24 protein-coding genes are annotated in these 23,165 nt (G+C 73.6%); 22 read left to right on the top strand and 2 right to left on the bottom strand.

What is annotated here, in order from left to right; all coding sequences use genetic code 11:
* The first annotated feature begins 8 nt into the window (after positions 1 to 8).
* From ACERM0_RS03475 to ACERM0_RS03465, 3 genes are read left to right on the top strand one after another with little or no spacing between them, the layout of a single operon-like run.
* On the top strand, positions 9 to 980 hold the full coding sequence (locus ACERM0_RS03475; protein WP_373677122.1) for an ROK family protein: 972 nt from the start codon (positions 9 to 11) through the stop codon (positions 978 to 980).
* Positions 977 to 1,783: an endonuclease/exonuclease/phosphatase family protein gene (locus ACERM0_RS03470; RefSeq protein ID WP_373677121.1), complete on the top strand. Its 807-nt coding sequence runs from the start codon at positions 977 to 979 to the stop codon at positions 1,781 to 1,783. Before ACERM0_RS03475 ends, ACERM0_RS03470 begins: the two co-directional genes overlap by 4 nt.
* Positions 1,780 to 3,927 (top strand): prolyl oligopeptidase family serine peptidase, encoded by a 2,148-nt coding sequence (locus ACERM0_RS03465; protein WP_373677120.1) that lies wholly within the window; start codon positions 1,780 to 1,782, stop codon positions 3,925 to 3,927. Before ACERM0_RS03470 ends, ACERM0_RS03465 begins: the two co-directional genes overlap by 4 nt.
* Before the next feature lie 16 nt (positions 3,928 to 3,943).
* On the opposite strand, the gene ACERM0_RS03460 is transcribed toward ACERM0_RS03465, so the two are convergent.
* Complete coding sequence (locus ACERM0_RS03460; RefSeq protein WP_373677119.1) at positions 3,944 to 4,399, bottom strand: hypothetical protein; 456 nt, start codon at positions 4,397 to 4,399, stop codon at positions 3,944 to 3,946.
* A 235-nt stretch (positions 4,400 to 4,634) separates the two neighbouring features.
* On the opposite strand from ACERM0_RS03460, the gene ACERM0_RS03455 reads away from it, so the two are divergent.
* Positions 4,635 to 5,423, top strand: coding sequence for a lysophospholipid acyltransferase family protein (locus ACERM0_RS03455; RefSeq protein ID WP_373677478.1), 789 nt, complete (start codon positions 4,635 to 4,637; stop codon positions 5,421 to 5,423).
* 47 nt (positions 5,424 to 5,470) lie between these two features.
* On the opposite strand, the gene msrB is transcribed toward ACERM0_RS03455, so the two are convergent.
* The gene (gene msrB / locus ACERM0_RS03450) at positions 5,471 to 5,875 is read right to left on the bottom strand and encodes a peptide-methionine (R)-S-oxide reductase MsrB (protein ID WP_373677118.1); all 405 of its coding nucleotides are present in this window, start codon (positions 5,873 to 5,875) and stop codon (positions 5,471 to 5,473) included.
* A 173-nt stretch (positions 5,876 to 6,048) separates the two neighbouring features.
* Between msrB and ACERM0_RS03445 the strand changes: the two genes are divergently transcribed.
* The 18 genes from ACERM0_RS03445 to ACERM0_RS03360 all read left to right on the top strand — a co-directional run bounded on the left by ACERM0_RS03445 (position 6,049) and on the right by ACERM0_RS03360 (position 23,127).
* A complete protein-coding gene (locus tag ACERM0_RS03445; protein WP_373677117.1) occupies positions 6,049 to 6,885 on the top strand; it encodes a CDP-alcohol phosphatidyltransferase family protein in 837 nt (278 codons plus the stop codon).
* Positions 6,882 to 7,907: a phosphatidylinositol mannoside acyltransferase gene (locus tag ACERM0_RS03440; RefSeq protein ID WP_373677116.1), complete on the top strand. Its 1,026-nt coding sequence runs from the start codon at positions 6,882 to 6,884 to the stop codon at positions 7,905 to 7,907. The genes ACERM0_RS03445 and ACERM0_RS03440 overlap by 4 nt, the downstream gene beginning before the upstream one ends.
* Positions 7,904 to 9,022, top strand: a complete 1,119-nt coding sequence (locus ACERM0_RS03435; RefSeq protein WP_373677115.1) for a glycosyltransferase family 4 protein — start codon at positions 7,904 to 7,906, stop codon at positions 9,020 to 9,022. The genes ACERM0_RS03440 and ACERM0_RS03435 overlap by 4 nt, the downstream gene beginning before the upstream one ends.
* A 162-nt stretch (positions 9,023 to 9,184) precedes the next feature.
* On the top strand, positions 9,185 to 10,264 hold the full coding sequence (locus ACERM0_RS03430; RefSeq protein WP_373677114.1) for a DUF3048 domain-containing protein: 1,080 nt from the start codon (positions 9,185 to 9,187) through the stop codon (positions 10,262 to 10,264).
* Between the two features lie 128 nt (positions 10,265 to 10,392).
* Positions 10,393 to 11,301: a pyridoxal 5'-phosphate synthase lyase subunit PdxS gene (gene pdxS, locus ACERM0_RS03425; RefSeq protein WP_373677113.1), complete on the top strand. Its 909-nt coding sequence runs from the start codon at positions 10,393 to 10,395 to the stop codon at positions 11,299 to 11,301.
* 92 nt (positions 11,302 to 11,393) lie between these two features.
* Positions 11,394 to 12,002: a pyridoxal 5'-phosphate synthase glutaminase subunit PdxT gene (gene pdxT, locus ACERM0_RS03420; RefSeq protein WP_373677477.1), complete on the top strand. Its 609-nt coding sequence runs from the start codon at positions 11,394 to 11,396 to the stop codon at positions 12,000 to 12,002.
* Positions 12,003 to 12,012: 10 nt separating this feature from the next.
* Entirely contained in the window at positions 12,013 to 12,297 is a 285-nt protein-coding gene (locus tag ACERM0_RS03415) for a hypothetical protein (RefSeq protein WP_373677111.1), read from the top strand.
* A 7-nt stretch (positions 12,298 to 12,304) separates the two neighbouring features.
* The gene (locus ACERM0_RS03410) at positions 12,305 to 13,195 is read left to right on the top strand and encodes an AEC family transporter (RefSeq protein WP_373677110.1); all 891 of its coding nucleotides are present in this window, start codon (positions 12,305 to 12,307) and stop codon (positions 13,193 to 13,195) included.
* Positions 13,196 to 13,559: 364 nt separating this feature from the next.
* The gene (locus ACERM0_RS03405) at positions 13,560 to 14,318 is read left to right on the top strand and encodes a YebC/PmpR family DNA-binding transcriptional regulator (protein ID WP_373677109.1); all 759 of its coding nucleotides are present in this window, start codon (positions 13,560 to 13,562) and stop codon (positions 14,316 to 14,318) included.
* 239 nt (positions 14,319 to 14,557) lie between these two features.
* Positions 14,558 to 15,202, top strand: coding sequence for a crossover junction endodeoxyribonuclease RuvC (ruvC, locus tag ACERM0_RS03400; RefSeq protein WP_373677476.1), 645 nt, complete (start codon positions 14,558 to 14,560; stop codon positions 15,200 to 15,202).
* Entirely contained in the window at positions 15,199 to 15,825 is a 627-nt protein-coding gene (ruvA, locus tag ACERM0_RS03395) for a Holliday junction branch migration protein RuvA (protein WP_373677108.1), read from the top strand. Before ruvC ends, ruvA begins: the two co-directional genes overlap by 4 nt.
* A complete protein-coding gene (ruvB, locus tag ACERM0_RS03390; RefSeq protein WP_373677107.1) occupies positions 15,822 to 16,949 on the top strand; it encodes a Holliday junction branch migration DNA helicase RuvB in 1,128 nt (375 codons plus the stop codon). Before ruvA ends, ruvB begins: the two co-directional genes overlap by 4 nt.
* Before the next feature lie 41 nt (positions 16,950 to 16,990).
* Positions 16,991 to 18,643: a potassium/proton antiporter gene (locus ACERM0_RS03385; protein ID WP_373677106.1), complete on the top strand. Its 1,653-nt coding sequence runs from the start codon at positions 16,991 to 16,993 to the stop codon at positions 18,641 to 18,643.
* Positions 18,644 to 18,817: 174 nt separating this feature from the next.
* Positions 18,818 to 19,093 (top strand): preprotein translocase subunit YajC, encoded by a 276-nt coding sequence (gene yajC / locus ACERM0_RS03380; protein ID WP_373677105.1) that lies wholly within the window; start codon positions 18,818 to 18,820, stop codon positions 19,091 to 19,093.
* Entirely contained in the window at positions 19,090 to 19,989 is a 900-nt protein-coding gene (locus ACERM0_RS03375; protein WP_373677104.1) for an HD domain-containing protein, read from the top strand. Before yajC ends, ACERM0_RS03375 begins: the two co-directional genes overlap by 4 nt.
* A 32-nt stretch (positions 19,990 to 20,021) precedes the next feature.
* Positions 20,022 to 21,506, top strand: coding sequence for a protein translocase subunit SecD (gene secD, locus ACERM0_RS03370; protein WP_373677103.1), 1,485 nt, complete (start codon positions 20,022 to 20,024; stop codon positions 21,504 to 21,506).
* Positions 21,503 to 22,558 carry a protein translocase subunit SecF gene (gene secF / locus ACERM0_RS03365; RefSeq protein WP_373677102.1) on the top strand — a complete coding sequence of 352 codons (1,056 nt, stop codon included), beginning with the start codon at positions 21,503 to 21,505 and terminating at the stop codon, positions 22,556 to 22,558. Before secD ends, secF begins: the two co-directional genes overlap by 4 nt.
* A 44-nt stretch (positions 22,559 to 22,602) precedes the next feature.
* Positions 22,603 to 23,127 (top strand): adenine phosphoribosyltransferase, encoded by a 525-nt coding sequence (locus tag ACERM0_RS03360; protein WP_373677475.1) that lies wholly within the window; start codon positions 22,603 to 22,605, stop codon positions 23,125 to 23,127.
* Positions 23,128 to 23,165: the final 38 nt, after the last annotated feature.

Raw genomic sequence — 23,165 nt, 5'->3', positions numbered from 1 at the left:
CCGCTGCAGTGCCCGACCCCGTCGCCATCGGCATCGACATCGGTGGCACGAAGCTGGTCGCCGCGACCATCGCCGCGGATGGCCGCGTGCTCGACCGTCAGCGCCGCGAGACGCCGGCGCACGACACCGGCCTGCTGCTGGACACGTTGCGCACCTCCATCCGGCAGCTCGCCGGGGAGCGTGGGGACCTGCCGGTCGGCATCGGGATCGCCGGTCTGGTCAGCCCCGACGGCGTGATCCGGTACGGCCCGAACATCGGCGTGCGGGACGTGGCCATCGCGCGGGAGCTGGCCGACACCACCGCCGGTCCGATCGCCGTCGTCAACGACGCGTCCGCCGCCACCCTCGGCGAACAACGGGTCGGTGCGGCACGGGGCCACTGCGACGTCGTGATGATCACCCTCGGCACGGGGGTCGGTGGCGGTGTCGTCGTCGACGGCCACCTGCTGCTCGGCGCCAACGGGTTCGCCGCGGAGACCGGCCACATCATCGTGAAGGAGGGCGGGCGCCGCTGTCCGTGCGGCAACCGCGGCTGCATCGAGGCGTACGCGTCCGGCACGTCCATCGGCCGCATCGCGGCGGAGCGGGCACCCGACCACCCCGGCGAGACGGTGCTGCGAGGACTCGACGCCCCCACCGGCAAGGACGTCAGCCAGGCCGCTCTCGGCGGCGACCCGCTCGCGCAGACGGTCCTCACGGAGGCCGGCACGTGGCTGGGCGTCGCCGCGGCCAGCCTCGTCAACCTCCTCGACCCCGAGGTGGTGCTCATCGGTGGCGGTGCCGCGCTCGCGACGTCCCGGTGGGTCGTCCCGGCCGCGTCCGAGGCGCTGCAGCAGCGCATGATCGGCGCCGAGTGGCGCAAGGCCCCGGCCATCGAGCTGGCCGCGCTGGGAGACGACGCCGGCATGGTGGGTGCGGCCCTGCTCGCCGCCGACCGTGCCCAGCGCGGGGCCGGCGAGAACGAGGGCAGCCTCGCGTGATCCGGGTCGTCGCGTACAACGTCAGCGGCGGCCTCGACCTGGGGGCGGCGGCCACGGTCCTGCGTGACCTCGACCCCCGCATCGTCTGCGTGCTGGAGGCGCCCGGGGCGGCCCGGCTGAAGCGGCTGGCCGGCTCGGCCGGTCTGCGGGTCGCCGCCCGCTCGGGTCGGCGGGGCGCCGGTACGGCCGTGCTGGTCCATGCCGACGTGCGGGTCAGCTCCACGGCCGGGGTACCGCTGCGCACCCCACGCGACGTACCCCGGCGTGAGGCGACCCACGTGATCGCCCGGATCGGCGGCCTGCGCCTCTCGGTGACGGCCGTCCAGCTCGGGCTGCGGCCCGAGTACCGGCGCGCCAACCTCGAACAGCTGCAGACCTTCCTCGACACGGTCGACGCGCCCAGCATCGTCGGCTGCGACCTCAACGAGTCGACGCGCTCGCCGGTCGCGGCGGCGCTGGCGGAGCGGTTCCTCGACGCCCACGCCGTCGCGGGCACCGGCGGCGGCGAGACCTACCCGACCGTCGATCCCAGCACCCGTCAGGACTTCGTCTTCGTCGACCGGTCCCTGCGGGTGCTGGGCAGCTTCGTCCCGACGCAGCACCCGGTCGCCATCGCCAGCCACCATCGCCCCGTCGTCGCCGACGTCGCCGGGTTCGCCGACGACGCCACCCGGCTGCCGTTGGAGGACCGGGGGCTGCGCCCGCAACCGCCGTCGGTCCGGCCGGGGGACGACCCCGCCGCCGGTCCGGCGGCCACGGGGCCGGCGGCACCCGACCACCAGCCCCGCCGGAGGCCCGCGTGAGCAACTTCCCGCGCCAGCATGCCCGCACCCGCCGCTTCACCCTCGGCGTGCCGCGGGCGTTCCGCTTCGACCCGACCGGTCGGCGCCTGCTCTTCCTGCGCTCTCCGGACGGCGAGGACCCGGTCACCGGCCTGTGGGAACTCGACCTCGACGCCGTGGCCGACGGTGCCGACGGCGAGCGCTGCCTCGTCGATCCCGCCGCGCTCGGCGCGGAGGACCCGTCCGACCTCCCACCCGAGGAACGCGCCCGCCGCGAACGCGCCCGCGAGATGGCCGGCGGCATCACGTCGTACGCGACCGACCGGGACGCGACGCTGGTCGCCTTCACCCTCGGCGGGCGCCTGCACACCTACGAGCGTGCCTACGAGACCCTCGTCGAGCACCCGTCGGCCGGTCCGGCCTTCGACCCGCGGCCGGCCCCCGACGGCCGCCGCGTCGTCTACGTCAGCGGGGACGCCGTCCACGTGCTCGACCTCGTGGGCGGGCCGACCCAGCCCGGCGTCACCCGCCCGCTCGTCGTGGAGGACGGGGTGGCCTGGGGGCGGGCGGAGTTCGTCGCGGCCGAGGAGATGGGCCGCGGCCGCGGCACGTGGTGGGCGCCGGACGGCGAGCGCGTGGCGGTGACGCGCGTCGACGAGTCCGCCGTGCCGAGCTGGTGGATCGCCGACCCGGCCAACCCGGAGCGCACCCCGCAGCGCATCGCCTACCCGGCCGCCGGCACCGACAACGCCGACGTCCGGCTCGCCGTGCTGGGCCTGGAGGGTGGGCGCCGCATCGACGTCGTGTGGGACCGCGAGGCGTTCCCGTACCTCGCGCGGGTGAACTGGGACGAGGCGGGCCTGGTGCTGCAGGTGCAGTCCCGCGACCAGCGCCACGCGCAGGTCCTGCGGGCGGATCCCGACACCGGCGCGACGGAACTCCTCCACGAGCAGCGCGACGACGCCTGGGTCGAACTGGTCGACGGCACGCCGGCCTGGCAGGGCCCTTCGCTGGTCACGGTCGAGGACCTCGCCGAGCACGGCCCCGACGGCAGCCGCGCCCTCATGGTCGACGGCCGGCCGGTCACGCCGCCGGGCCTGCAGGTGCGCGCCGTGGTGTCGGCGGACGCGGACGAGGTCGTGTTCACGGCCTCGGAGGAGGATCCGACGCAGGTCCACGCCTTCGCCTGGCGGCCGGCGGGCGGGGTCCGCCGGCTCGGCCCCGCCGAACCGGGTGTCCACGTCTGCGCGGCTGCCTCGGCCGGTCGCTACGTCGTCGCCAGCGCCACGCTGACGACGACCGCACCCCGCGTGCAGGTCGTCGACGCCGACGGGACCGTGGTGGCCGAGGTCGCCGTGCGGGCCGCGACGCCCGTTCTGCGTCCGCGTCCGCGCCTGCTGGAGCTCGGACCGCGACGGCTGCGGGCGGCCCTGTTCGTGCCGCAGGACGCCGGACCCGACGCACGCCTGCCCGTGCTGCTCGACCCCTACGGCGGCCCGCACGCCCAGCGTGTGCTGCACAACGGCGCGGCACACCTGACGTCGCAGTGGCTGGCCGACCAGGGGTTCGCGGTGCTGGTCGTCGACGGGCGCGGCTCACCGGCGCGTGGCCCCGCCTGGGAGCGGGCCATCCACGGCGACCTGGCCACGCCGGTGCTCGAGGACCAGATCGACGCGCTGCACGCGGCCGCGGACGCCGACCCGCGCCTGGACCGGACGCGCGTGGCGATCCGTGGCTGGTCGTTCGGCGGCTTCCTGGCGGCGCTCGCCGTGCTGCGCCGCCCCGACGTCTTCCGCGCCGCCATCGCGGGCGCACCCGTGACCGACTGGCGCCTGTACGACACCCACTACACCGAGCGCTACCTCGGGCACCCCGGCGACCAGCCCGGCGCGTACACCGTTTCCAGCCTCGTCGATCCCGACGGCCGCCTGCTGGGCGCCGAGGCCTGGCCGGACCCGGTGCCCGACCTGCTGCTGATCCACGGGCTGGCCGACGACAACGTCGTGGCCGCGCACGCCCTGCAGCTGTCCAGCGCCCTGCTGGCGGACGGGCGGGCACACCGGTTCCTGCCCCTGTCGGGGGTGACCCACATGACGCCGCAGGAGGTCGTTGCCGAACAGCTGCTGCGGCTGCAGGTCGAGTTCCTGCGGGCCGCGCTCCGGTAGGGACACGACGGGTCCGTCAGTCGTCGTCCTGGTCGCGCTGCGTCTGCTTGCCCAGTAGCCAGATGCTCGCCAGGACGCCCGCGGCCAGGATCGGTAGGGCACCTCCCGGCACCAGGCCGGCCAGGAGCAGGGTGATCAGGAACAGGGCGATCGCCGGCCCGATGCGCAGCATGCGCTCGCTGGTGAGGCTGGGGTCCTGGTCGGTGCGCCGGCGGCGCGGTGGCGGTTCGGCCTTGCGCCGCGCCGGGCGGCTGCGGGTTCGCGGGCCATGGCCGGACGGCCGAGCTGCCCGGGCGATGATGTCCATGTTGGCGGCCAGGACCTGGTGCGCCTGGTCGGACTGCTCGTCCGGGACCAGCACGAGGATCCCCTCACGGGTGCGCCGGGCCTCCGGGTTCAGCCCGTCCCGCTGCAGGACCTCGAGCAGGACGCTCGCCTGCTCGGCCGGCCACGCTCCGAGGTCACTCGCCACTCCCAGGCTCCTGTCGTCGCGCGCGGGTTCCGCCGCCGCTCCGGCCGTCCGTCGGTGGGCTCACGGTCGTCCGAAGGTGCGTCACGGACGGAGGGGGCTCGACGCCTCCTCGGGGCGACCGTAGGCTAGCGGCGACGGGGGAGTCAGCCGGCCGCACGTCGGGCGGACGGTCCCCGGACGAGTCGACCGAGATGCTTGTATCGCGGGAACGACCGAGGAGGCCCCCGTGCCCGGAATGGCAGACGCGCCACGGATGTATCGAACGCTCAAGCGGGCGCTGCCACCGGTCGTCAACCGCTACACGCGCCTGCGGCTGGAGGGGCTCGAGCACGTGCCCGTCGCGGCGCCGGCCATCCTGGCGAGCAACCACCTGTCGTTCATCGACTCGATCGTCCTGCCACTGAACGTGCCACGGCCGGTGTACTTCCTCGGCAAGGCCGACTACTGGGACTCCTGGCGCACGCGCTGGTTCTTCCAGGGCACCGGCGTCGTCCCGGTCCACCGTGGCGGTGGGGAGAAGGGCGGCGACAGCCTGCGCACCGGCGTGGAGATCCTGCGTCGCGGTGACCTGCTGGGCATCTACCCGGAGGGCACCCGCAGCCCCGACGGCCGCCTGTACCGGGGCAAGACCGGCCCGGTGCGCATGGCGCTGGAGGCCGAGGTCCCGGTCATCCCGTGCGCCGTGCTCGGCACCAACCGGGCGATGCCGACCGGCAGCTACGTGCCGACCCGCCACCCGATCACCGTCCGCTACGGGCGGCCGCTGGACCTGTCGCGCTACCGCGACCGTCGTACCGACCCGTTCGTGCTGCGTTCGGCGACCGACGAGCTGATGTACGAGATCATGATGCTCAGCGGGCAGGAGTACGTCGACGAGTACGCGGCGCGGGTGAAGTCGGGCGACGTCGACGTCACCGCCGACCCGGTCACCGCCGAGCCGGTCGTCGACGGCGGCGCCGCGGTGGGGATGCCCGACGACATCGGCAGCGACGAGCCGGGCGCCGACCAGCGCGCCGCCGGCTGACGCGACCAGCGCGACCGGCGACCGACGACGCGAACGGCGCGCGCGGATCAGGCGCCGTCGCGGTCGAGGTCGAGCGAGACCGAGTTGATGCAGTAACGCAGGCCGGTCGGCTGGTCCGGCGCGTCGTCGAAGACGTGGCCCAGGTGTCCGCCGCAGGTCGCGCAGGTCACCTCGATGCGCCGCATCCCGAGGCTGGTGTCGAGGTGTTCCTCGACCACCTCGTCGTCCACCGGCTGGTAGAAGCTCGGCCAGCCGCAGTGGGCGTCGAACTTGGTGTCGGAGCGGAACAACGCCGTCCCACAGCCGGCACAGCGGTACGTGCCCTCGCCGTGCTCGTCCCAGTAGGCGCCCGTGAAGGGCCGCTCCGTGCCCTGCTGGCGTAGCACCGCGTACTGCTCGGGGGTCAGGCGCTCCCGCCATTCGGCGTCGGTCATCTGCAGTTTCTCGGTCATGGGACGAGCCCCTTCCGGCCGATCGTGGTGGCGCCCGACGCAGGGTACGGCGACGGGCGCTGCGCGACGTGTGGACAGCGGTCCCGGGCCGAACCGCCCGGTATTGCTAGCGTGGATGCGCCCTTCGGGGCCGACGGCCGGCGTCGGCCCCGAGCCCAGCGAACGAGGACGACGTGGCACTGCGGTCTCGGTTCCCCGAGTACGTCGACGCGGTGACGACGCCGGTGGGCCGGGGCATCGCTCGTACCGGCATCACGCCGAACTGGCTGACGACGTTCGGGCTCGTGCTCACGGGCGTGGCCACGTGGTTCGTCGCCAACGGGCAGCCGATCATCGGCGGGTGGGTCCTGGTCGCGGGCGGCCTGATGGACACCTTCGACGGCGCCGTGGCCCGCGCGACCGGCCGCTCGACGCCGTTCGGTGGGTTCTACGACTCGGTCAGCGACCGGATCTCCGACGGCCTGATCCTCGCCGGGGTGGCGTGGTGGGTGCGGGACGAGCCACGGGTGTTCGTCCTGGCGGTGGTCGCACTGGTCGCGGCCGAGGTCACCAGCTACGTGCGGGCGAAGGCGGAGTCGATCGACCTGACCTGCGACATCGGCATCATGGAACGGGCCGAGCGCGCCATCCTGCTCATGTTCGCACTGATCTTCCACCGTTGGCTGCTGGAACCGGTGCTGTGGCTGCTCGCAGTCGGCGCGACCGTCACCGTGGTGCAGCGCATCCATCACGTCTGGTGCCAGATCGACCGCGACATCCCCGAGGAACTGCTCGAACTGGCCGTCGCCGACCGGGCCTGGAGCCGCGGCTTCCTGCGGGCAGCACGTCGGTTCTACGGCGAGTACAACTTCGACCCGGCCCTCGACTCGGCGCAGCGCGCCGCCCAGATCACGCAGGAGCTGTCGCGGCCCGACGGTGAGGGCGTCGACGGTGACGGTGACGGCACCGCCCGGGGTCGCCGCGATGAGCGCCGGTTGTCCGGTCGCCTCGGCCGGGGGAGGGGACGGTGAGGCGCTCGGCCTCGCTCGCCGACCTGCCGCCCGCGCCACCCGAGACACTCCGCCAGCGGGCCGCCTACTGGCAGTACCGGACCGTGTGGGAGGCGGCCGCGGCGCTGCCGGCACCGGTCGCCCGGCGGCTGCCGGCCAGGCTGGGGCCGGTGTGGTACCGCGCCGCCTCCGACCGCCAGCGCGACCAGGTGCGGCGCAACCTCGCACGCGTGGTCCCGGACGCCTCGCCGTCCCAGCTCCGCGACCTCGTCCGTGACGCCTACGTGTCCTACGCCCGCTACTGGCTCGACAGCTTCCGGCTGCACACCATGGACGGCGCCGAGGTGGTCGCCGCCTCCACGGGCGAGGGGCTCCATCACGTCGACGCGGTCCGCGACTCGGGCGAGGGGGGCGTGTTCGCGACCGGCCACCTCGGCTCCTGGGACGTCGGTGCCTTCTTCACCACCCAGCGGCGCTGGGGCATGGTCGTCGTCGCCGAGCTCGTGGAGCCTCGGCGCCTGTTCGAGCGCTTCGTCCGGCTGCGCGAGCAGGCAGGCATCGAGGTGATCCCGCTCGTGCGCGGCGGCGACATGCTCGACCAGCTGGAACGACGGGTCCGTGAGGCCGGCGCGGTCGCCACCCTGCTCGCCGATCGCGACCTCACCAAGAAGGGCCCGATCGTCGACTTCTTCGGTGAGCCGTGCCGTTTGCCGCCCGGCACCGCCGCGCTGGCGCGCCGCACCGGCCGGCCGGTCGCCGCCGGTGCCTTCTTCACCCGCGGCGACGGCTTCCACGGCCACGTCCGCCCGCCCATCGAGGTCGACCGCCTCGACGTCTACGACGGCACCCAGGCGGTCGCGCGCGAGCTCGAGGCACTGGTCCGGTTCGCGCCCGAGCAGTGGCACGTGTTCGTCCCCAACTGGCTGGCCGACCGCGAGCCCGACCACCCGGTGGTCGCCGCCTGGCGTCGGGGTGACGACTGGGCCGCCCTCGCCCGCGACGACTGGGCCCAGCGCCGGCGTAACTTCGGGGGGCGGCTGTGACGGCCGACGTCCCGCCGCTGCGCGTGGCGCTGGTCTCGCCGTACGACCTCGAGGTACCCGGTGGCGTGCAGTCGCACGTCCAGCACCTGGCGGCGGCCCTGCGAACCCGTGGCGACGAGGTCGTGGTGCTCGGGCCCGGCAGCACCGAGCGGCCGCCGGTCGGGCGCTCGTTCCGGGTGCCGTTCAACGGCTCGATCGCGCCGGTCGCGCCCTCACCGCTGGCGGTCCGCCGGCTGCGGGAGCAGCTCCGGGCCTTCGCACCCGACGCCGTGCACGTACACGAGCCGGTGGTCCCGTGGGCGGGCCTCGCGGCCGTCCGCGCCGACGTGGCGTCGGTCGTGGGCACCTTCCATGCGTGGTCGGCGGACGCCCGGGCCTACCAGGTGGCGCGCCCCTACGGACGGCGGATCCTGAACCGGCTGGCGAGCGCGATCGCGGTCAGCGACGCGGCCGCCTCCTACCACGCCCGGGCCCTGGGACTGCCCGTCGGCCGGTTCCGGATCGTGCCCAACGGCGTCGACGTCGCCCGGTTCGCCGAGGCCGCGCCGATCGCGGAGATCATCGACGCCGACCGTCCGACGCTGCTGTTCGTCGGACGGCTGGAGCGCCGCAAGGGGCTCGAGCCGCTGATCCGCGCGTTCACGCTGTTGAAGACCCAGCGTCCTGACCTGCGCCTGTACGTGGTCGGTGACGGCCCCGAACGCGACCGGTGCCAGCAGTTGCTGCCGGCCCGCCTCCGTGCCGACGTGGTCTTCCTCGGTCGCGTCGGGCAGGAGGAACTGCCGCGCTTCTTCGCGTCCTGCGACCTGTACGTGTCCCCGGCCCTGGGCGGCGAGTCCTTCGGCATCGTGCTGTTGGAGGCGATGGCAGCGGGCCGACCCCTGGTCGCCTCGGACCTGCCCGGCTACCGCAGCGTCGCCCGCGACGGCGTGCAGGGCCGGCTCGTCCCGCCAGGCGAGCCGCGGGCGCTGGCCGAGGCGATCGGCACGCTGCTCGACAATCCGGCGCTGCGTGCGGCGATGGCGGCCGAGGGGCGGCGCACCGCGGCAGCACACGACTGGCCCGTCGTCGCCGGCCGGCTGCGCGAGATCTACCTCGACGTCAGCGCGCGCTGACACCCGCGCGTCGCCGCGCCCACGCCCGCTCGTGGCGGTGCGAGCGCCGGCCGCACCGGTGATGGGACAGATGTCCCGGAGTGGACGGCTCTCGTCGTATTCTGACGCCGCCGGCCGACCTGACCGAATGACCACGGCCGCTCGTCCCCCAGAGGTCTCCTCGTGTCGTTCCGCCGCCTCGTGCCCGCGTGCCTCGCCGCCGCCCTGCTGCTGTCCGCCTGCTCCTCCGACGGGGAGCCCGAGCCCGTGGAGACGGCCGCGGCCGAGCCCGATGCGTCCGAGGCGGAGCCCGAGCCCGATGCCGAGCCGGTCGACGAGACCCTCGCACCGCTGACCGGCCTGCCGACCTCCGAGGACCTCACCGACCGGCCGGCGCTCGTCGTGAAGATCGAGAACTCGCCGGCGGCCCGGCCGCAGGCCGGCCTCGACGCCGCGGATCTCGTGTTCGAGGAACTGGTCGAGGGCGGGGTCACCCGCTTCATCACCGTGTTCCACAGCCACGTACCCGAGACCGCCGGGCCGGTCCGCTCCGCGCGGCCGATCGACGTCCAGGTCGCCTCCGGCCTGGCCGAGCGCGCCGGGTTCGCCTACTCGGGCGCCCGCGACCAGGTCCAGGGCCTGCTCGCCGGCAGCCCCCTCGTGCTGGTGACCGAGGGCGAGGGCGGCTTCTACCGCGACAGCGGCCGCAAGGCGCCCCACAACCTCTACGTCCGCACCCCCGAGACGCTGGCCACCGTCGCCGAACGGGGTGCGACGCCGCCGGCCGAGGCCGCCGCGTTCCGGTTCGACACCGACCTGCCGTCGTGCCCCGGCGCCATGCCCGACTGCGACAGCGCCGGCGCCGCGATCGAGGTGGCCATGTCGGGCAGCTTCCGGACCGGCTTCACCTACGACACGGCCGAGGGCGTCTACCGGCGCCTGCAGAACGGCGAGCCGTTCACCGTCACCGGTGACGGACGCGTCGCTGCGGCCAACGTGGTCGTCATCGGCGCCCGCCACTACCAGTCCGGCTGCTGCGACACCGCCGGCAACCCCTACGACGAGACCGACGTGACCGGCGAGGGCCGCGCCATCGTGCTGCGCGACGGTGCCTGGTTCGAGGCGACGTGGGAGAAGGCCGACGACACCGCCCCGCTGCGGCTGCTGGACGAGGACGGCGGGGACCTCGCGCTCAAGCCCGGTCCGACTTGGCTGCTGCTGCCGGACGCCAGCCGTCTGCCAGCCGCACCAGCCGCCGGCTGACCACACCGGCCGCGGGTCACTCGGCCCGTCCGGGCCGCAGACACCGTTCGCACGGCACCGGGATGAATGCTGCAAGGGCCACGCAGTACGCTGGCCGTCGACCCCGCCTCTGATGTCTCGAGAGCACGATGACCGACACGAACCAGGCCACGTCCACCAAGCACGGGACGACCCGCGTCAAGCGCGGGCTCGCGGACATGCTGAAGGGCGGCGTCATCATGGACGTCGTGACGCCCGAGCAGGCCCGTATCGCCGAGGAGGCCGGCGCCGTCGCCGTCATGGCGCTCGAGCGGGTGCCGGCCGACATCCGCCGCGACGGCGGTGTCGCCCGCATGTCGGACCCCGACATGATCGACGGCATCATCGAGGCCGTGTCCATCCCGGTGATGGCCAAGGCCCGCATCGGCCACTTCGTGGAGGCGCAGGTCCTGCAGTCCCTCGGCGTCGACTACGTCGACGAGTCCGAGGTGCTCACGCCGGCCGACGAGGCCAACCACATCGACAAGTGGGCGTTCGACGTCCCGTTCGTCTGCGGCGCCACCAACCTCGGTGAGGCGCTGCGCCGCATCGCCGAGGGGGCGGCGATGATCCGCTCCAAGGGCGAGGCCGGCACCGGCAACGTCGTCGAGGCCACCCGGCACATGCGGTCCATCACCGGCGAGATCCGCAAGCTCGCCACGATGGACGAGACCGAGCTGTACGCCGCCGCCAAGGAGCACCGGGCCCCGGTCGAGCTGATCCGCGAGGTCGCCGACACCGGCCGGCTGCCGGTCGTGCTGTTCACCGCCGGCGGCATCGCCACGCCCGCCGACGCGGCGATGATGATGCAGCTCGGCGCGGACGGCGTCTTCGTCGGGTCCGGCATCTTCAAGTCCGGCAACCCGCAGCAGCGCGCCCGCGCGATCGTGGAGGCGACGACCCACTTCGAGGACGCCGGCGTCATCGCGAAGGTGTCGCGCAACCTCGGCGAGGCGATGGTCGGCATCGAGATCCAGAGCCTGCCGGAGAACCAGAAGTACGCCGACCGCGGGTGGTGAGCACCCGCACCCGTCCCGACGCCGCGTCCCGCCGACCCCGCCGGCCCTGGGTGCCGGGGGAGCGGCTGGTGGGCCGTGAGCCGGACCCGCAGCTGCCCGCCGACGCGCCCACGATCGGCGTGCTCGCGCTGCAGGGCGACGTCCTCGAGCACCTCCGCGCGCTGCGCCGCTGCGGGGCCCACGCGGTCGAGGTCCGCACCGCCGAGCAACTGGCGGCCGTCGACGGGCTGATCATCCCCGGCGGCGAGTCCACCACGATCGGCAAGCTGCTCGAGCGCTTCGGGCTCATGGAGCCGCTGCGCGAGCGCATCGGCGACGGGTTGCCGGTGTTCGGGACCTGCGCCGGGATGATCCTGCTCTCCGACGAACTCGACCAGGACCGCCCACAGCCGCTGGTCGGCGGGCTCGCCGTCCGGACCCGCCGCAACGCCTTCGGCCGGCAGGTCGACTCGTTCGACACGCGCCTGGAGGTGGCCGGTGTCGACGGTGGGCCGATGGACGTCTCGTTCATCCGCGCACCGCGGGTCGAGACGGTGCTCGACGGTGACGTCGAGGTGCTCGCGCAGGTCGACGGTCATCCCGTCATCGTGCGGCAGGGGCACCTGCTGGCGGCCGCCTTCCATCCCGAGGTGACCGGCGACGACCGTCTCCACGCCGCCTTCGTGGCGGCCGTCGTCCAGAGTTCGTCGCCGCAGCGCTAGCCTCCTCGACGTGCGCGAGGTGTTCGGACAGGCCGGTGTCCTGGTCGCCATCGGCCTGGTGACGCTGGGCCTGGCGACCGCTCTCGCCGTGCGCGAACCCACCGTCGGGCCCGGTCGCCAGCCCCCGCCGGCCGCGCCGCTGGTCCCGTGGCTGGGCTCCGCCCTGGCGGTCGTGCTCGCGGTCCGGGGCTCGTTCCTCGCCGCCGGGGTGCTGCTGCTGGGGACGCTCGTCTACACCGTCCGGGTCCGCTGCCTGCTGACCCGCCGGCACCCGCCGCACCGCCGGCGCCGGTAGGCGGCGCGTGCTCACGGTCCTCGCCCTCCTGCTCGTCGGTGTCCTGCTCGGCCACGTCCGGGTGCTGCCACGGGACGCCGCCGCGACGCTGGAGGCCTTCCTGGTTCGCGTGGCACTGCCCGCGCTGATCCTCGCGGTGGTGCCGGACCTGGAGGTCGACGCCCGCTTCCTGCTGCCGGCCGCCGTCGCCTGGGCGGTCGTGCTCGGGCTGAGCCTGCTGGTGTGGGCCGGCTGCCGCCTCGCCGACCTCGACCGGCGCACCACCGGCACGCTGCTGGTGGTCGTGCCGCTGGGCAACACCAGCTTCCTCGGCTTCCCTGCCGTCGAGGCGCTGCTCGGCGCCGCCGTACTGCCGTTCGCCGTCGTCTACGACCAGTTCGGCTCCTTCCTGGCGCTGGCGACCCTCTCCACCGTCGTCGCGGCCCGCTACGGCGCCGCCACGCCACCCGGCCCGGCGGTGATGGTCCGTCGCGTGCTGCGGTTCCCGCCCTTCGTCGCCCTGGTCGTGAGCCTGCTCGCCAACGGCCTGGGTGGGCTGCCCCCGGCGCTGGGGGACGTCGCGACGACGCTCGGCGCCACCGTCACGCCGGTCGCCATGATCGCGGTCGGCATGCGCCTGCGGCTGCGCGGCGCCGGGTGGCGACCCGCACCACTGACCGCCGGCCTTGCCGCCCGCCTCGTGCTGGCACCGGCGGTCGTCCTCCTCGTCGCCCGTTCCGTGGGCCTGGACGACGTCTGGCGGGTGTCGGTGCTGGAGTCGGCCATGCCGCCGATGGTGATGGGCGGGGTCGTGGCCGCCTCGGCCGGACTCGACGACCGCCTCGCGGCCCAGCTGATCGCCGTCGGCGCGGTCGTCGCCATGGCCACCCTGCCGCTGTGGACCCTCGCTCTGGGCTGAGGAGCCCACGGGCGGCCGGAAGTGTGACGCCAGCGGGTCGATGTGACGCGGGAGCGGCGCTGGTGTGTGTCCGGTGTCACCGAGGTGTCGGAACGTCACACGGTCGGGCGCGGTCCGGCACGACGCGATGTCGAGGTCGCTCGGTCGGGCCAGCGCTGCACCGGGGCAACGCTGCACCGTCCCTGCGTCGCTGCGTCGACCTCGTGCCGCCCGACTCCGCACCCGGCCGCTCACCGCGCTGGCCGTCGTAGGTGCTGGTCGACCGGTGAGGGCGGTCTGGTTGCTCGCCGGCCGGCCCCGGTAGGCTTGCCGGTCGAGTTCACCCCGTCCGCGACCAGGGCGTGTCGCGCACGAAAGGCAGCGCATGGCCGGCCACAGCAAGTGGGCCAACATCAAGCACCGCAAGGCGGCGCAGGACAAGAAGCGCGGCAAGCAGTTCGCCAAGCTGATCCGCGCGATCGAGTCCGCCGCCCGCGAGGCCAACACCTCCGACCCGGAGCAGTCGCCCTCGCTGGCCCTGGCCGTGCAGAAGGCGAAGGACGCCGACGTACCCAAGGACACGATCGAGCGCGCCTGCAAGCGCGGCTCGGGCGAGGACGCCGGCGCCGCCGCGTACGAGAGCGCCCAGTACGAGGGCTACGCGCCCGGCGGTGTGGCGGTGCTCGTCGACTGTCTGACCGACAACCGCAACCGCACCGCCTCCGACGTGCGTAGCGCCTTCAGCAAGGCCGGCGGCAACCTCGCCGAGCCCGGCTCCGTGTCCTTCCTGTTCTCCCGCCGCGGCCAAGTCGTCGTGGACGCCAACGGTCACAGCGAGGACGACCTGATGATGGTCGGCCTGGACGCCGGGTTGGAGGACCTCGAGCACAGCGGCGAGCAGTACACCGCCTGGTGCGACCCGTCCGACGTGGCGGGGCTGCGCAAGGCCTTCGAGGACGGCGGGTTCGGCATCGTCGAGGCCGGCTCGACCATGGTGCCCGCCTCGACGGTCCCCATCGCGGACGTGGCCGAGGCGAAGAAGGTGCTGCGCCTGCTCGACACCCTCGACGACAACGACGACGTCCAGGACGTCTACGCCAACTTCGACATCCCCGAGGAACTCATCGAGAGCCTGGAGGAGTAGTCCTCCGGCGACCGTTGGCGCCGGGCACCGCGCAGCGAGCGGGTCCCGCCGCCGGTGACGGTTCGCCCGCCACCCACGGCCGCCACAGGCGCCGGTCGAGCAGGAACCGGCGGCAAAGCGGCGGTGGGGACGCCTCCCGGGGCGCGTCTCCCACGGTTGCTAGGCTCGTGCGAACGCACGTTCGATGAGCGGTTCGAGGAGCCAGCGTGGCCGACGAGGTGGGCGCCGTACCGACGACGGTGCTGGGCATCGACCCGGGCCTGACCCGCTGCGGGCTCGGTGTCGTGCGCGGCCCGGCGGCCCGGCCCACCGTCGTGCACCACGAGTGCGTGCGGACCTCACCGGACCTGCCGCTGGAACGCCGGCTGCTGGCCGTGCAGGAGGCCATCGAGGCCGTCGTCGCCCGGCACCGGCCCGACGCCGTCGCGGTCGAGCGGGTGCTGTTCTCCTCCAACGTCCGCTCGGCGATGGCGACCGGACAGGCCGCGGGCGTCGCGCTGGCCGCCGCCGCGCGTGCCGGGCTGGCCGTCACCGCCTACAGCCCGAACGAGGTCAAGCAGACGGTCGCCGGCACGGGCGCCGCGGACAAGGACGCGGTCGGCCGGCTGGTCGCGGCCCAGCTCGGGCTGGCCGAGGTGCCGCGTCCGGCCGACGTCGCCGACGCCCTCGCCGTGGCGCTGACCCACCTCGCCCGCTCGCGGCTGCAGACCCGCGCGATCGGCACCGCGGCGGCCGGCGAGCTGGCCGACGCCCACCGCGCCGCCGACACCGCTGCCCGCGGCGGTTGGGAGGCGGTGCTGGGGGACCGGCTGCCACCCGCCTCACCCAGCCCGCCGTCCCGGCACCGTGCCCGACCCGCCAACCGCGCCGGAGGTCGCCCGTGATCGCGTCCCTGCGAGGCCGCGTCGCCCACCGTGACACCGCCACCGTCGTCGTGGACGTCGGCGGCGTCGGCTACCTCGTGCACGTGACGCCCGGCGAGCGGATACCGCCCCGCGGCGAGCCGGTCGAGCTGCACACCTCGCTGCAGGTCCGCGAGGAGTCGATGACCCTCTACGGCTTCACGGAGCGCAGCCAGCTGCAGCTGTTCGAGCTGCTGCTGACCTCCTCCGGCGTCGGTCCCAAGCTCGCGCTCGCCGCGCTGGGCACCCACCGACCCGACGTGCTGCGCACCGCCATCGGCGGCGCCGACGTCGCCACCTTGACCGCGATCCCCGGCGTCGGCAAGAAGGTCGCCGAGCGGCTCGTGCTCGAGCTCAAGGACAAGGTCGGCGGCCCGACCGGCGGGGAGCTGCCCGGCGCCGCCGTCGGTGTCGGCACCCCCGGCCTGCAGGCGGAGACCCGCGACGCGCTGCTCGCCCTGGGCTACTCGGCCGGCGAGGTCCAGCAGGCGCTGGCCGCCGTCGCCGCCGACGGTGCGATACCGGCCGACGCCGCGGTCACCGACCTCATCCGCGCCTGCCTGCGCCACCTCGGTGCCGCCGCGTTCGAGGGGGCCCGCTCGTGAGCTGGCAGGACGCCCCCGCCGACGCCGACGGGCCGTTCGCCGCGGACGAGAACCCGCTGCTCGACGTCGGGTCGCTGCCGGGCGAGGACGGCCTGGAGGCGAGCCTGCGCCCGGCCCGGCTGGACGAGTTCATCGGCCAGGACCGGGTGCGCCGCCAGCTGCAGCTGGTGCTGACCGGCGCGCGCCGCCGCGGCCAGCCCGCCGACCACGTGCTGCTGTCCGGCGCGCCGGGGCTCGGCAAGACGACCCTGGCCGCCATCGTCGCCGCCGAGGTGGGCGCGCAGTTCCGTGCCACGTCCGGCCCGGCGATCGAGCGCCCGGGCGACCTGGCCGCGATCCTGACCGGCCTGGAAGGCGGCGACGTCCTGTTCGTCGACGAGATCCACCGCCTGCCCCGCACCGTCGAAGAGGTCCTGTACTCGGCGATGGAGGACTTCCAGCTCGACATCGTCGTCGGCAAGGGGCCCGGTGCGCGTTCCATCCGGCTGGACCTGCCGCGGTTCACGCTGGTCGGCGCCACCACGCGCACCGGCCTGATCTCCTCGCCGCTGCGGGACCGGTTCGGGTTCGCCGCCCACCTCGAGCACTACGAGACCGACGAACTGCTCGCCATCGTGCGCCGCTCCGCGGGCCTGCTGAGCGTGGACGTCGACGGGGACGGCGCGGCGGAGATCGCCAGCCGCTCGCGCGGCACCCCCCGCATCGCCAACCGGCTCTTGCGCCGGGTCCGTGACTACGCCGAGGTGGAGGCCGGCTCCCGGATCGACCTGGCCGTGGCCCGGGCCGCGTTGGAGGTCTTCGACGTCGACGAGCTCGGCCTGGACCGGCTCGACCGTCGCGTCCTCGAGGCGGTCGTCGACAACTTCGGTGGGGGACCGGTCGGGCTGACCACCCTGGCCACCGCCGTGGCCGAGGAACCCGACACCCTCGAGGACGCCGTCGAGCCGTTCCTGCTGCGCTGCGGTCTGCTCCAGCGCACGCCCCGCGGCCGGATCGCCACCGCCGGCGCGTACGCCCACCTCGGCCGCCCGATGCCGCCACCTGGCGCGGCGCTGCCGCACCGCACACCGGGTGCCGTGTCGCTGTTCGACGACGCGGACGAGGGCACGCCGGACACGGGCTAGCGTTTCCAGAATCCCGACGAGCCCGGGACGGAAGGTGACGCGTGCAGCTCGAGATCGGCGTGGACGCCCTGTTGCTCGTCGGCTCGACGCTGCTGCTGCTGGCCGGACTGTCCGCGGCGGTCCTCGACAAGCTCGGTCAGCGCCTGCGGGTCCCCGGCGCGTTGCTGTTCCTCGTACTGGGCATGGTGGCCGGCAACGAGGGGGTCGGCCTGGTCGTCCTCGACGACGCGGCCCTGGTGCAGAACGTCGGCACGATCGCCCTGCTCTTCATCCTCTTCGAAGGTGGCTTGACCACCAAGCCGACCGACCTGCGGCTGGCCGCCCTACCGGGGACCGCGCTGGCCACGATCGGCGTCGCCGTCACCGCGGCCGTGACCGGGCTCGGCATCTGGTGGCTCCTGGACCTGGACCCGGCCACGTCGATGCTGATCGGCGCGGTGGTCGCCTCCACCGACGCCGCGGCCGTGTTCTCCATGATGCGCACGACCCCGCTGCCGCGCCGGATCTCCGCGCTGCTACGGCTGGAGTCCGGCGCCAACGACCCGATCGCGGTCATGTTGACCGTCGGCATGATCGCGACGATCGTCGACGGTGGCGTCGGGCCCGGCGACTGGGCCCTCTTTGCCGTCGTGCAGCTCTTGGGCGGCGGCATCGTCGGCGGTCTGATCGGCGCCCTGGGGGCCGTGGCCCTGCGCCGGCTCGAACTGGGTGTCGAAGGGATGTACCCGGTCGTGGCCGGTGCCCTGGGCGCCATGGCCTACGCCGCGGCCGCCTCCGTGGGGGCCTCGGGGTTCGTGGCCGTCTACGTCGCGGGGTTGCTGATCGGCGCGTTCGTGCCTCGGCACCGACGCTCGATCCGCGGTGTGCACGAGGCACTCGCCAACGCCTCGGAGATCGGGCTCTTCCTGCTCCTCGGACTGCTCGTGACCCCGTCCGAGCTGATTCCGGTGGTCCTCTCGGGCCTGCTCGTCGCGCTGATCCTGACGTTCGTCGCCCGGCCGACCGCCGTCTGGCTGTGCACCCTCGGGCAGCGGTACTCATGGCAGGAACGCATGCTGCTGTCGTGGGGCGGACTGCGCGGCGCCGTGCCGATCGTGCTGGGGACCTTCCCCGCAACGGCCACCGTCGACGACGGCGGCGCGATCTTCAACGTCGTCTTCTTCGTGGTCCTGGTGTCCGTCCTGGTGCAGGGCACCACCCTGTTGCCGTTGGTCAAGCGCCTCGGACTGCAGGTCGAGCGGCCGGGCTGGGCCCCCGTCGCCGAGGCCCTGCCCATCGAGGGCATCGACGTCGACCTGATCGAGGTCTTCGTGACCGAGGACCTCGCCCTCCACGGCCGGCGCCTGCACGAGATCCCGCCGCCCGACCGCGCGCTCGTGGCCGCCATCGTGCGTGAGCACCGGGTGCTGATCCCACGTGGTGACACGCGCCTCGCCAACGGCGACGTCCTGCTGTTGACCACCGAGCGGCAGGGTGATGCCGCGGACCGGCTGACCGCCTGGGCGCGCGGCGAGGACCTCCCGGACGGCCCGACGGCTGGCGTGCCGGGCGGGTCCACGGCCCTCGACGCCGACGGCGTCAGGCGAGGCCCGGTGCGCCGTCGGCAGGCCGACGGCGCCGAACCGCTGCGCGAGTCGGCCGGCGACGACGACACCGTGTCACGGCAACCTGGCACGGGCGCCGACGAGCGGTAGGCTGACCGTCCGTCCGCCCACCGTACGGGCCACGGGTTCCGGCGAGCACCATGCCGGCCCTCGCCACCGGCGCACCCCGCCGGAACGGTCGGGCGGCTTTCCGCGCGGCCACCGGGCGCCGCCCGGTGCGAGCGCCGCGCGGAAATCGTCTCGAGGTCGACAAAGGACGTCGTCGTGGAAGGTCTTGGTGGCCTGCTGCTGCCGCTGTTGTTCCTGGTGGTGCTCTATCTGCTGCTGATCCGTCCGCAGCAGAAGCGGCAGAAGGAACATCAGAAGAAGGTTGCCGACCTGCAGGTCGGCGACGATGTCGTCACCATCGGTGGTCTGCACGGGCGCATCACCGCGCTCACGGACGACACGATGGACCTGCTCGTCACCGACGACGTGATCCTGCGCTACCAGCGCAGCGCGCTCGCGCGCGTGGTGAACGACGACACGGCGGACACGTGACCGACGACCGCCTCGCCGAGGACCGCGACCACCTCGACCCCGCGGCGGCCGAGCGCGACGACGCGCCCCCGCCACCCGAGGCGGCCGAGGTGGAGCGGCCTCAGCAGCTGGGGGACCCGGCGGTCGCGATCGCCGGGTCGGCCGAGGCCGCGCTCGTGCGCGGTATCGACGCGCAGGACGCCGTCGCGGAGGCCGCCGAGGTGGCCCTGGAGACCGAGCGCCGCACCGGCGGGTCGGTCGACATCCTCACCCAGCTGCAGTCGGACGAGGTGGTCAGCGCCTTCATCAAGCTCTCCGACCAGTTCCTCGACGCGCAAGGTTTCACCGAGCACGGCTTCCGCCACGCCAACCTGGTCGGGCGCATCGCCCACAACGTCCTGCTGCACCTCGGCGCCGACCGGGAGCTGTGCGACCTCGCCGCCGTGGGCGGCTACCTGCACGACGTCGGCAACGTCGTCAGCCGCATGAACCACGGCCTGTCGGGTGCCTGGATCGCCTACGACGCCCTGCGCCGACTGGAGGTCGACCCCTACCGGATCGGCCTGGTGCTCTCCGCGATCGGCAACCACGAGGAGCAGTACGGATCCTCCATCGGGCCCGTCGGCGCGGCCGTCATCCTGGCGGACAAGGCCGACGTGCACCGCAGCCGGGTCCGCAAGGGCGCCGACACGGCGGCCGACATCCACGACCGGGTCAACGACGCCGTGACGCACTCGTTCCTGCGGGTGGACGCGGACGCCGCCACCATCACGCTCGAGCTCGAGCTCGACACGACCCGGTCGACGGTCATCGAGTACTTCGAGATCTTCCTGGAACGGATGGTGATGTGCCGCCGGGCCGCACGGACACTCGGCTGCGAGTTCCGCATCACCGCCAACGGCGTGCCGCTCGGCTGACGCCGGCACGCCCGACACCGTAGGACCCTGACGTGAACAAGCGGAGCTACGTCGCCACGCTGACGGTGACCCTCCTGATCGTGCTGCTCGCCGGCACGTACCTCGGGCTGGGCAACCGGCCCAACCTCGGCCTGGACCTGCAGGGCGGCATCAGTGCCATCTACACCGCCGAGCTCCAGGGCGACGAACCCGAGGAGGGCATCGACGACATCCTGGACCAGACCGTGGAGGTCATCCGGGCCCGCGTCGACAGCCTCGGCGTCGCCGAGCCGGACATCTCGCGCGCCGGCAACGACATCATCGTGCAGCTGCCGGGCATCTCCGACGCCGAGCGCGTGCAGGAGATCATCGGCACGACCGCGCAGCTCGCCTTCCGTCCGGTCGAGGCGGTGATCCCGCCCGGCGACCCGGACTACGAGGAAGGACCGGACTGCGCCGCGCCCGTCGACGAGCGCGAGGAGCTGGCGGCCGGCGAGTCGGGGATCCTCTGTGGCTCACCGACCGAGGGCGCCAGCCCCGGCGAGGCGGACGAGGACGCCGCCGCGACGCCGGTGGAGAAGTACCGCGTCGGGCCGGTCGCCCTGACGGGCGAGCGCATCGACAACGCCTTCCCGACCCTGGGCCAGGGCGGGTTCGAGGTGACCCTGGAGCTCGACAACCAGGGCGGCCAGGAATGGGCGGAGATCACCAGCGAGCTGGCCTGCGAACGCGACCAGGGCCAGCCGGGCATGCTCGCCATCGTGCTCGACAACGTCGTGGAGTCCGCGCCCGGCATGAACCCGGGGGTGGCCTGCGGCACGGGCATCACCGGCGGCACCGCGACCATCACCACCGGCGGCGCCACCCAGGAGGAGCAGGAGGCCGACGCGGTCGACCTCGCCCTGATCCTGCGTACCGGTGCGCTCCCGATCAGCCTGGATGCCGCCACCTTCGACGTCGTGTCGCCGACCCTGGGGACCGAGTCGCTGCAGTCGGGCCTGCTGGCCGGAGCGATCGGCCTCGTGCTGGTCGGGATCTGGCTGCTGTTCTTCTACCGGGTGCTCGGGCTGGTCGCCCTGGGGGCGCTCGGGATCTTCGGCGTCGTCACCCTGTCGCTGATCACCCTGCTGGGCAACTTCGGGTTCGCACTCACGCTCGCCGGGATCGCCGGTCTGATCGTGTCCATCGGCATCACCGCCGACTCGTCGATCATCTTCTTCGAACGCATCCGCGACGAGGCCAACCTCGGCAAGACCGTCCGCACCAGCGTGAAGACGGCGTTCGCCTCGGCCTTCCGCACCAACCTGGCCGGCAACACGGTTACGCTGGCGGCGGCCGTCATCCTGTACTTCCTCGCCGTCGGGCCGGTGCGCGGGTTCGCCCTCATGCTCGGGATCGCGAGCATCCTCGACATCATGATCATGTTCTTCTTCACCCGCCCGCTGGTGTTCCTGCTGTCGGGCACGAAGGTCATGAACCGCAAGACGGTGCGGGCCGCCGAGCCGGCCGCCGTCGCGACCGCGGGAGGCCGCCGATGAGGACGCCGAACTTCGACTTCGTCGGGCGCGCCCGACTCTGGGCGACCATCTCCGGCGCCGTCATCCTGGTCAGCCTGGGTTCGCTGCTGATCGGCGGGCTCGACCTGTCGATCGACTTCGTCGGCGGTACCGCCTACCGCCTGGAGGGCATCGACCCGGACACCACCTCGCAAGAGCTGCAGCAGGCCGCCGAGGAGGCCGGCGCGCAGGACGTCATCCCGCAGTTGCAGGGCGAGGGCGACGCCCGTGGTGCCCTGGTGCGCACTGACGCGCTCGAGCCGGGCAGTCCCGAGGCGGTGGCGGTCGAGGAGGCCCTGGTCGAGGTGTCGGGCGCCGACAACTCGACCATCAGCTTCGTCGGGCCGACCTGGGGCCAACGCATCACGCAGCAGGCGCTCGAGGCACTGCTGGTGTTCATGGTCGTCGTCGTGATCTACATCTCGTTCCGGCTGGAGTTCAAGATGGCCGTCGCGGCCGTCATCGCGCTGGTGCACGACCTGCTGATCACGATCGGGGTCTACTCGCTGGTCGGGTTCAACGTCTCGCCCGCCACCGTGATCGCGCTGCTCACCATCCTGGGTTACTCGCTGTACGACACCGTGGTCGTGTTCGACCGGGTGAAGGAGAACGGCGTCCAGCTGGGCGAGCCCGGCCGTCGGACCTACGCCCAGCTCGTCAACGCGTCGATGAACGAGGTGCTGTACCGCTCCCTGAACACCTCGATCACGTCCGTGCTGCCGGTCGCGGCGCTGCTGTTCATCGGCGCGCAGGTGCTGGGCGCGACGACGCTGCAGGACCTGGCGCTGGCGCTGTTCATCGGCATGCTGGTCGGCGTGTACTCGTCGCTGTTCGTCGCGGCGCCGTTCCTCGCCTGGTGGAAGATGCGCGAGCCGGAGAACCGCAAGGCCGCCGAGCGCGAGGCCGAGCGGCTCGAGCGCGGCGGCGACGAGGCCGACGAGGTCCCGGCCGTGACCGCCAGCAGCGAGCGGCGCGCACCGATCACCACCGAGTACGTCCGTGGCGAGGGCAAGCGCAAGAAGCGACGCCGCTGAGCGCCGCCGGACCGTCGTCCGCTTCCAGGAGAAGCCCGTTGGAGATCCAGCTCGACCCCTCGGTGCTCGCCGCTCGCGTGCGGGACATCCCCGACTACCCGAAGCCGGGCGTGGTCTTCAAGGACGTCACGCCGCTGCTGGGTGACCACGTCACGTTCTCGACCGCGGTCGACTGGCTGGTGACCCGGTTCGGACGCGGCACGGTCGACAAGGTCGTGGGCATCGAGGCACGGGGCTTCATCCTGGCCGCCCCGGTGGCCTACCACTTCGGCGCCGGGTTCGTCCCGGCGCGCAAGGCCGGCAAGCTCCCGCACGAGGCCGTGTCCGTCACCTACGACCTCGAGTACGGCTCGGAGACGCTGGAGCTGCACCGCGACGCGATCGCCGCCGGTGATCGCGTGCTGATCGTCGACGACGTGCTGGCGACCGGCGGCACCGCGGCCGCCACCATCGACCTGGTGGAGCAGCTCGGCGGTGACGTGGTCGGGCTGGGCTTCCTCATCGAGCTCGGCTTCCTCGAGGGCGCGAAGCGGCTCAAGTACGACCACGTCTCGCTGCTGACCTACTGACCCGGCCGCGGCGCCGGCTCGTCCCGAACGCCCACACG

This window comes from Egicoccus sp. AB-alg2 (genome assembly GCF_041821065.1).
Taxonomy (GTDB): Bacteria; Actinomycetota; Nitriliruptoria; order Nitriliruptorales; family Nitriliruptoraceae; genus Egicoccus.
The sequence above is the reverse complement of the archived record's forward strand: the minus strand, read 5'-3'. Positions and strand labels throughout refer to the sequence as shown.

Bases quoted from the DNA above. Each gene is read 5' to 3' on its own strand.
- msrB (WP_373677118.1), bottom strand. From the start codon at position 5,875: ATGACCGAGAAACTGCAGATGACCGACGCCGAATGGCGGGAGCGCCTG.
- secF (WP_373677102.1), top strand. From the start codon at position 21,503: ATGAGGACGCCGAACTTCGACTTCGTCGGGCGCGCCCGACTCTGGGCG.
- pdxS (WP_373677113.1), top strand. From the start codon at position 10,393: ATGACCGACACGAACCAGGCCACGTCCACCAAGCACGGGACGACCCGC.
- ACERM0_RS03455 (WP_373677478.1), top strand. From the start codon at position 4,635: ATGGCAGACGCGCCACGGATGTATCGAACGCTCAAGCGGGCGCTGCCA.
- ACERM0_RS03405 (WP_373677109.1), top strand. From the start codon at position 13,560: ATGGCCGGCCACAGCAAGTGGGCCAACATCAAGCACCGCAAGGCGGCG.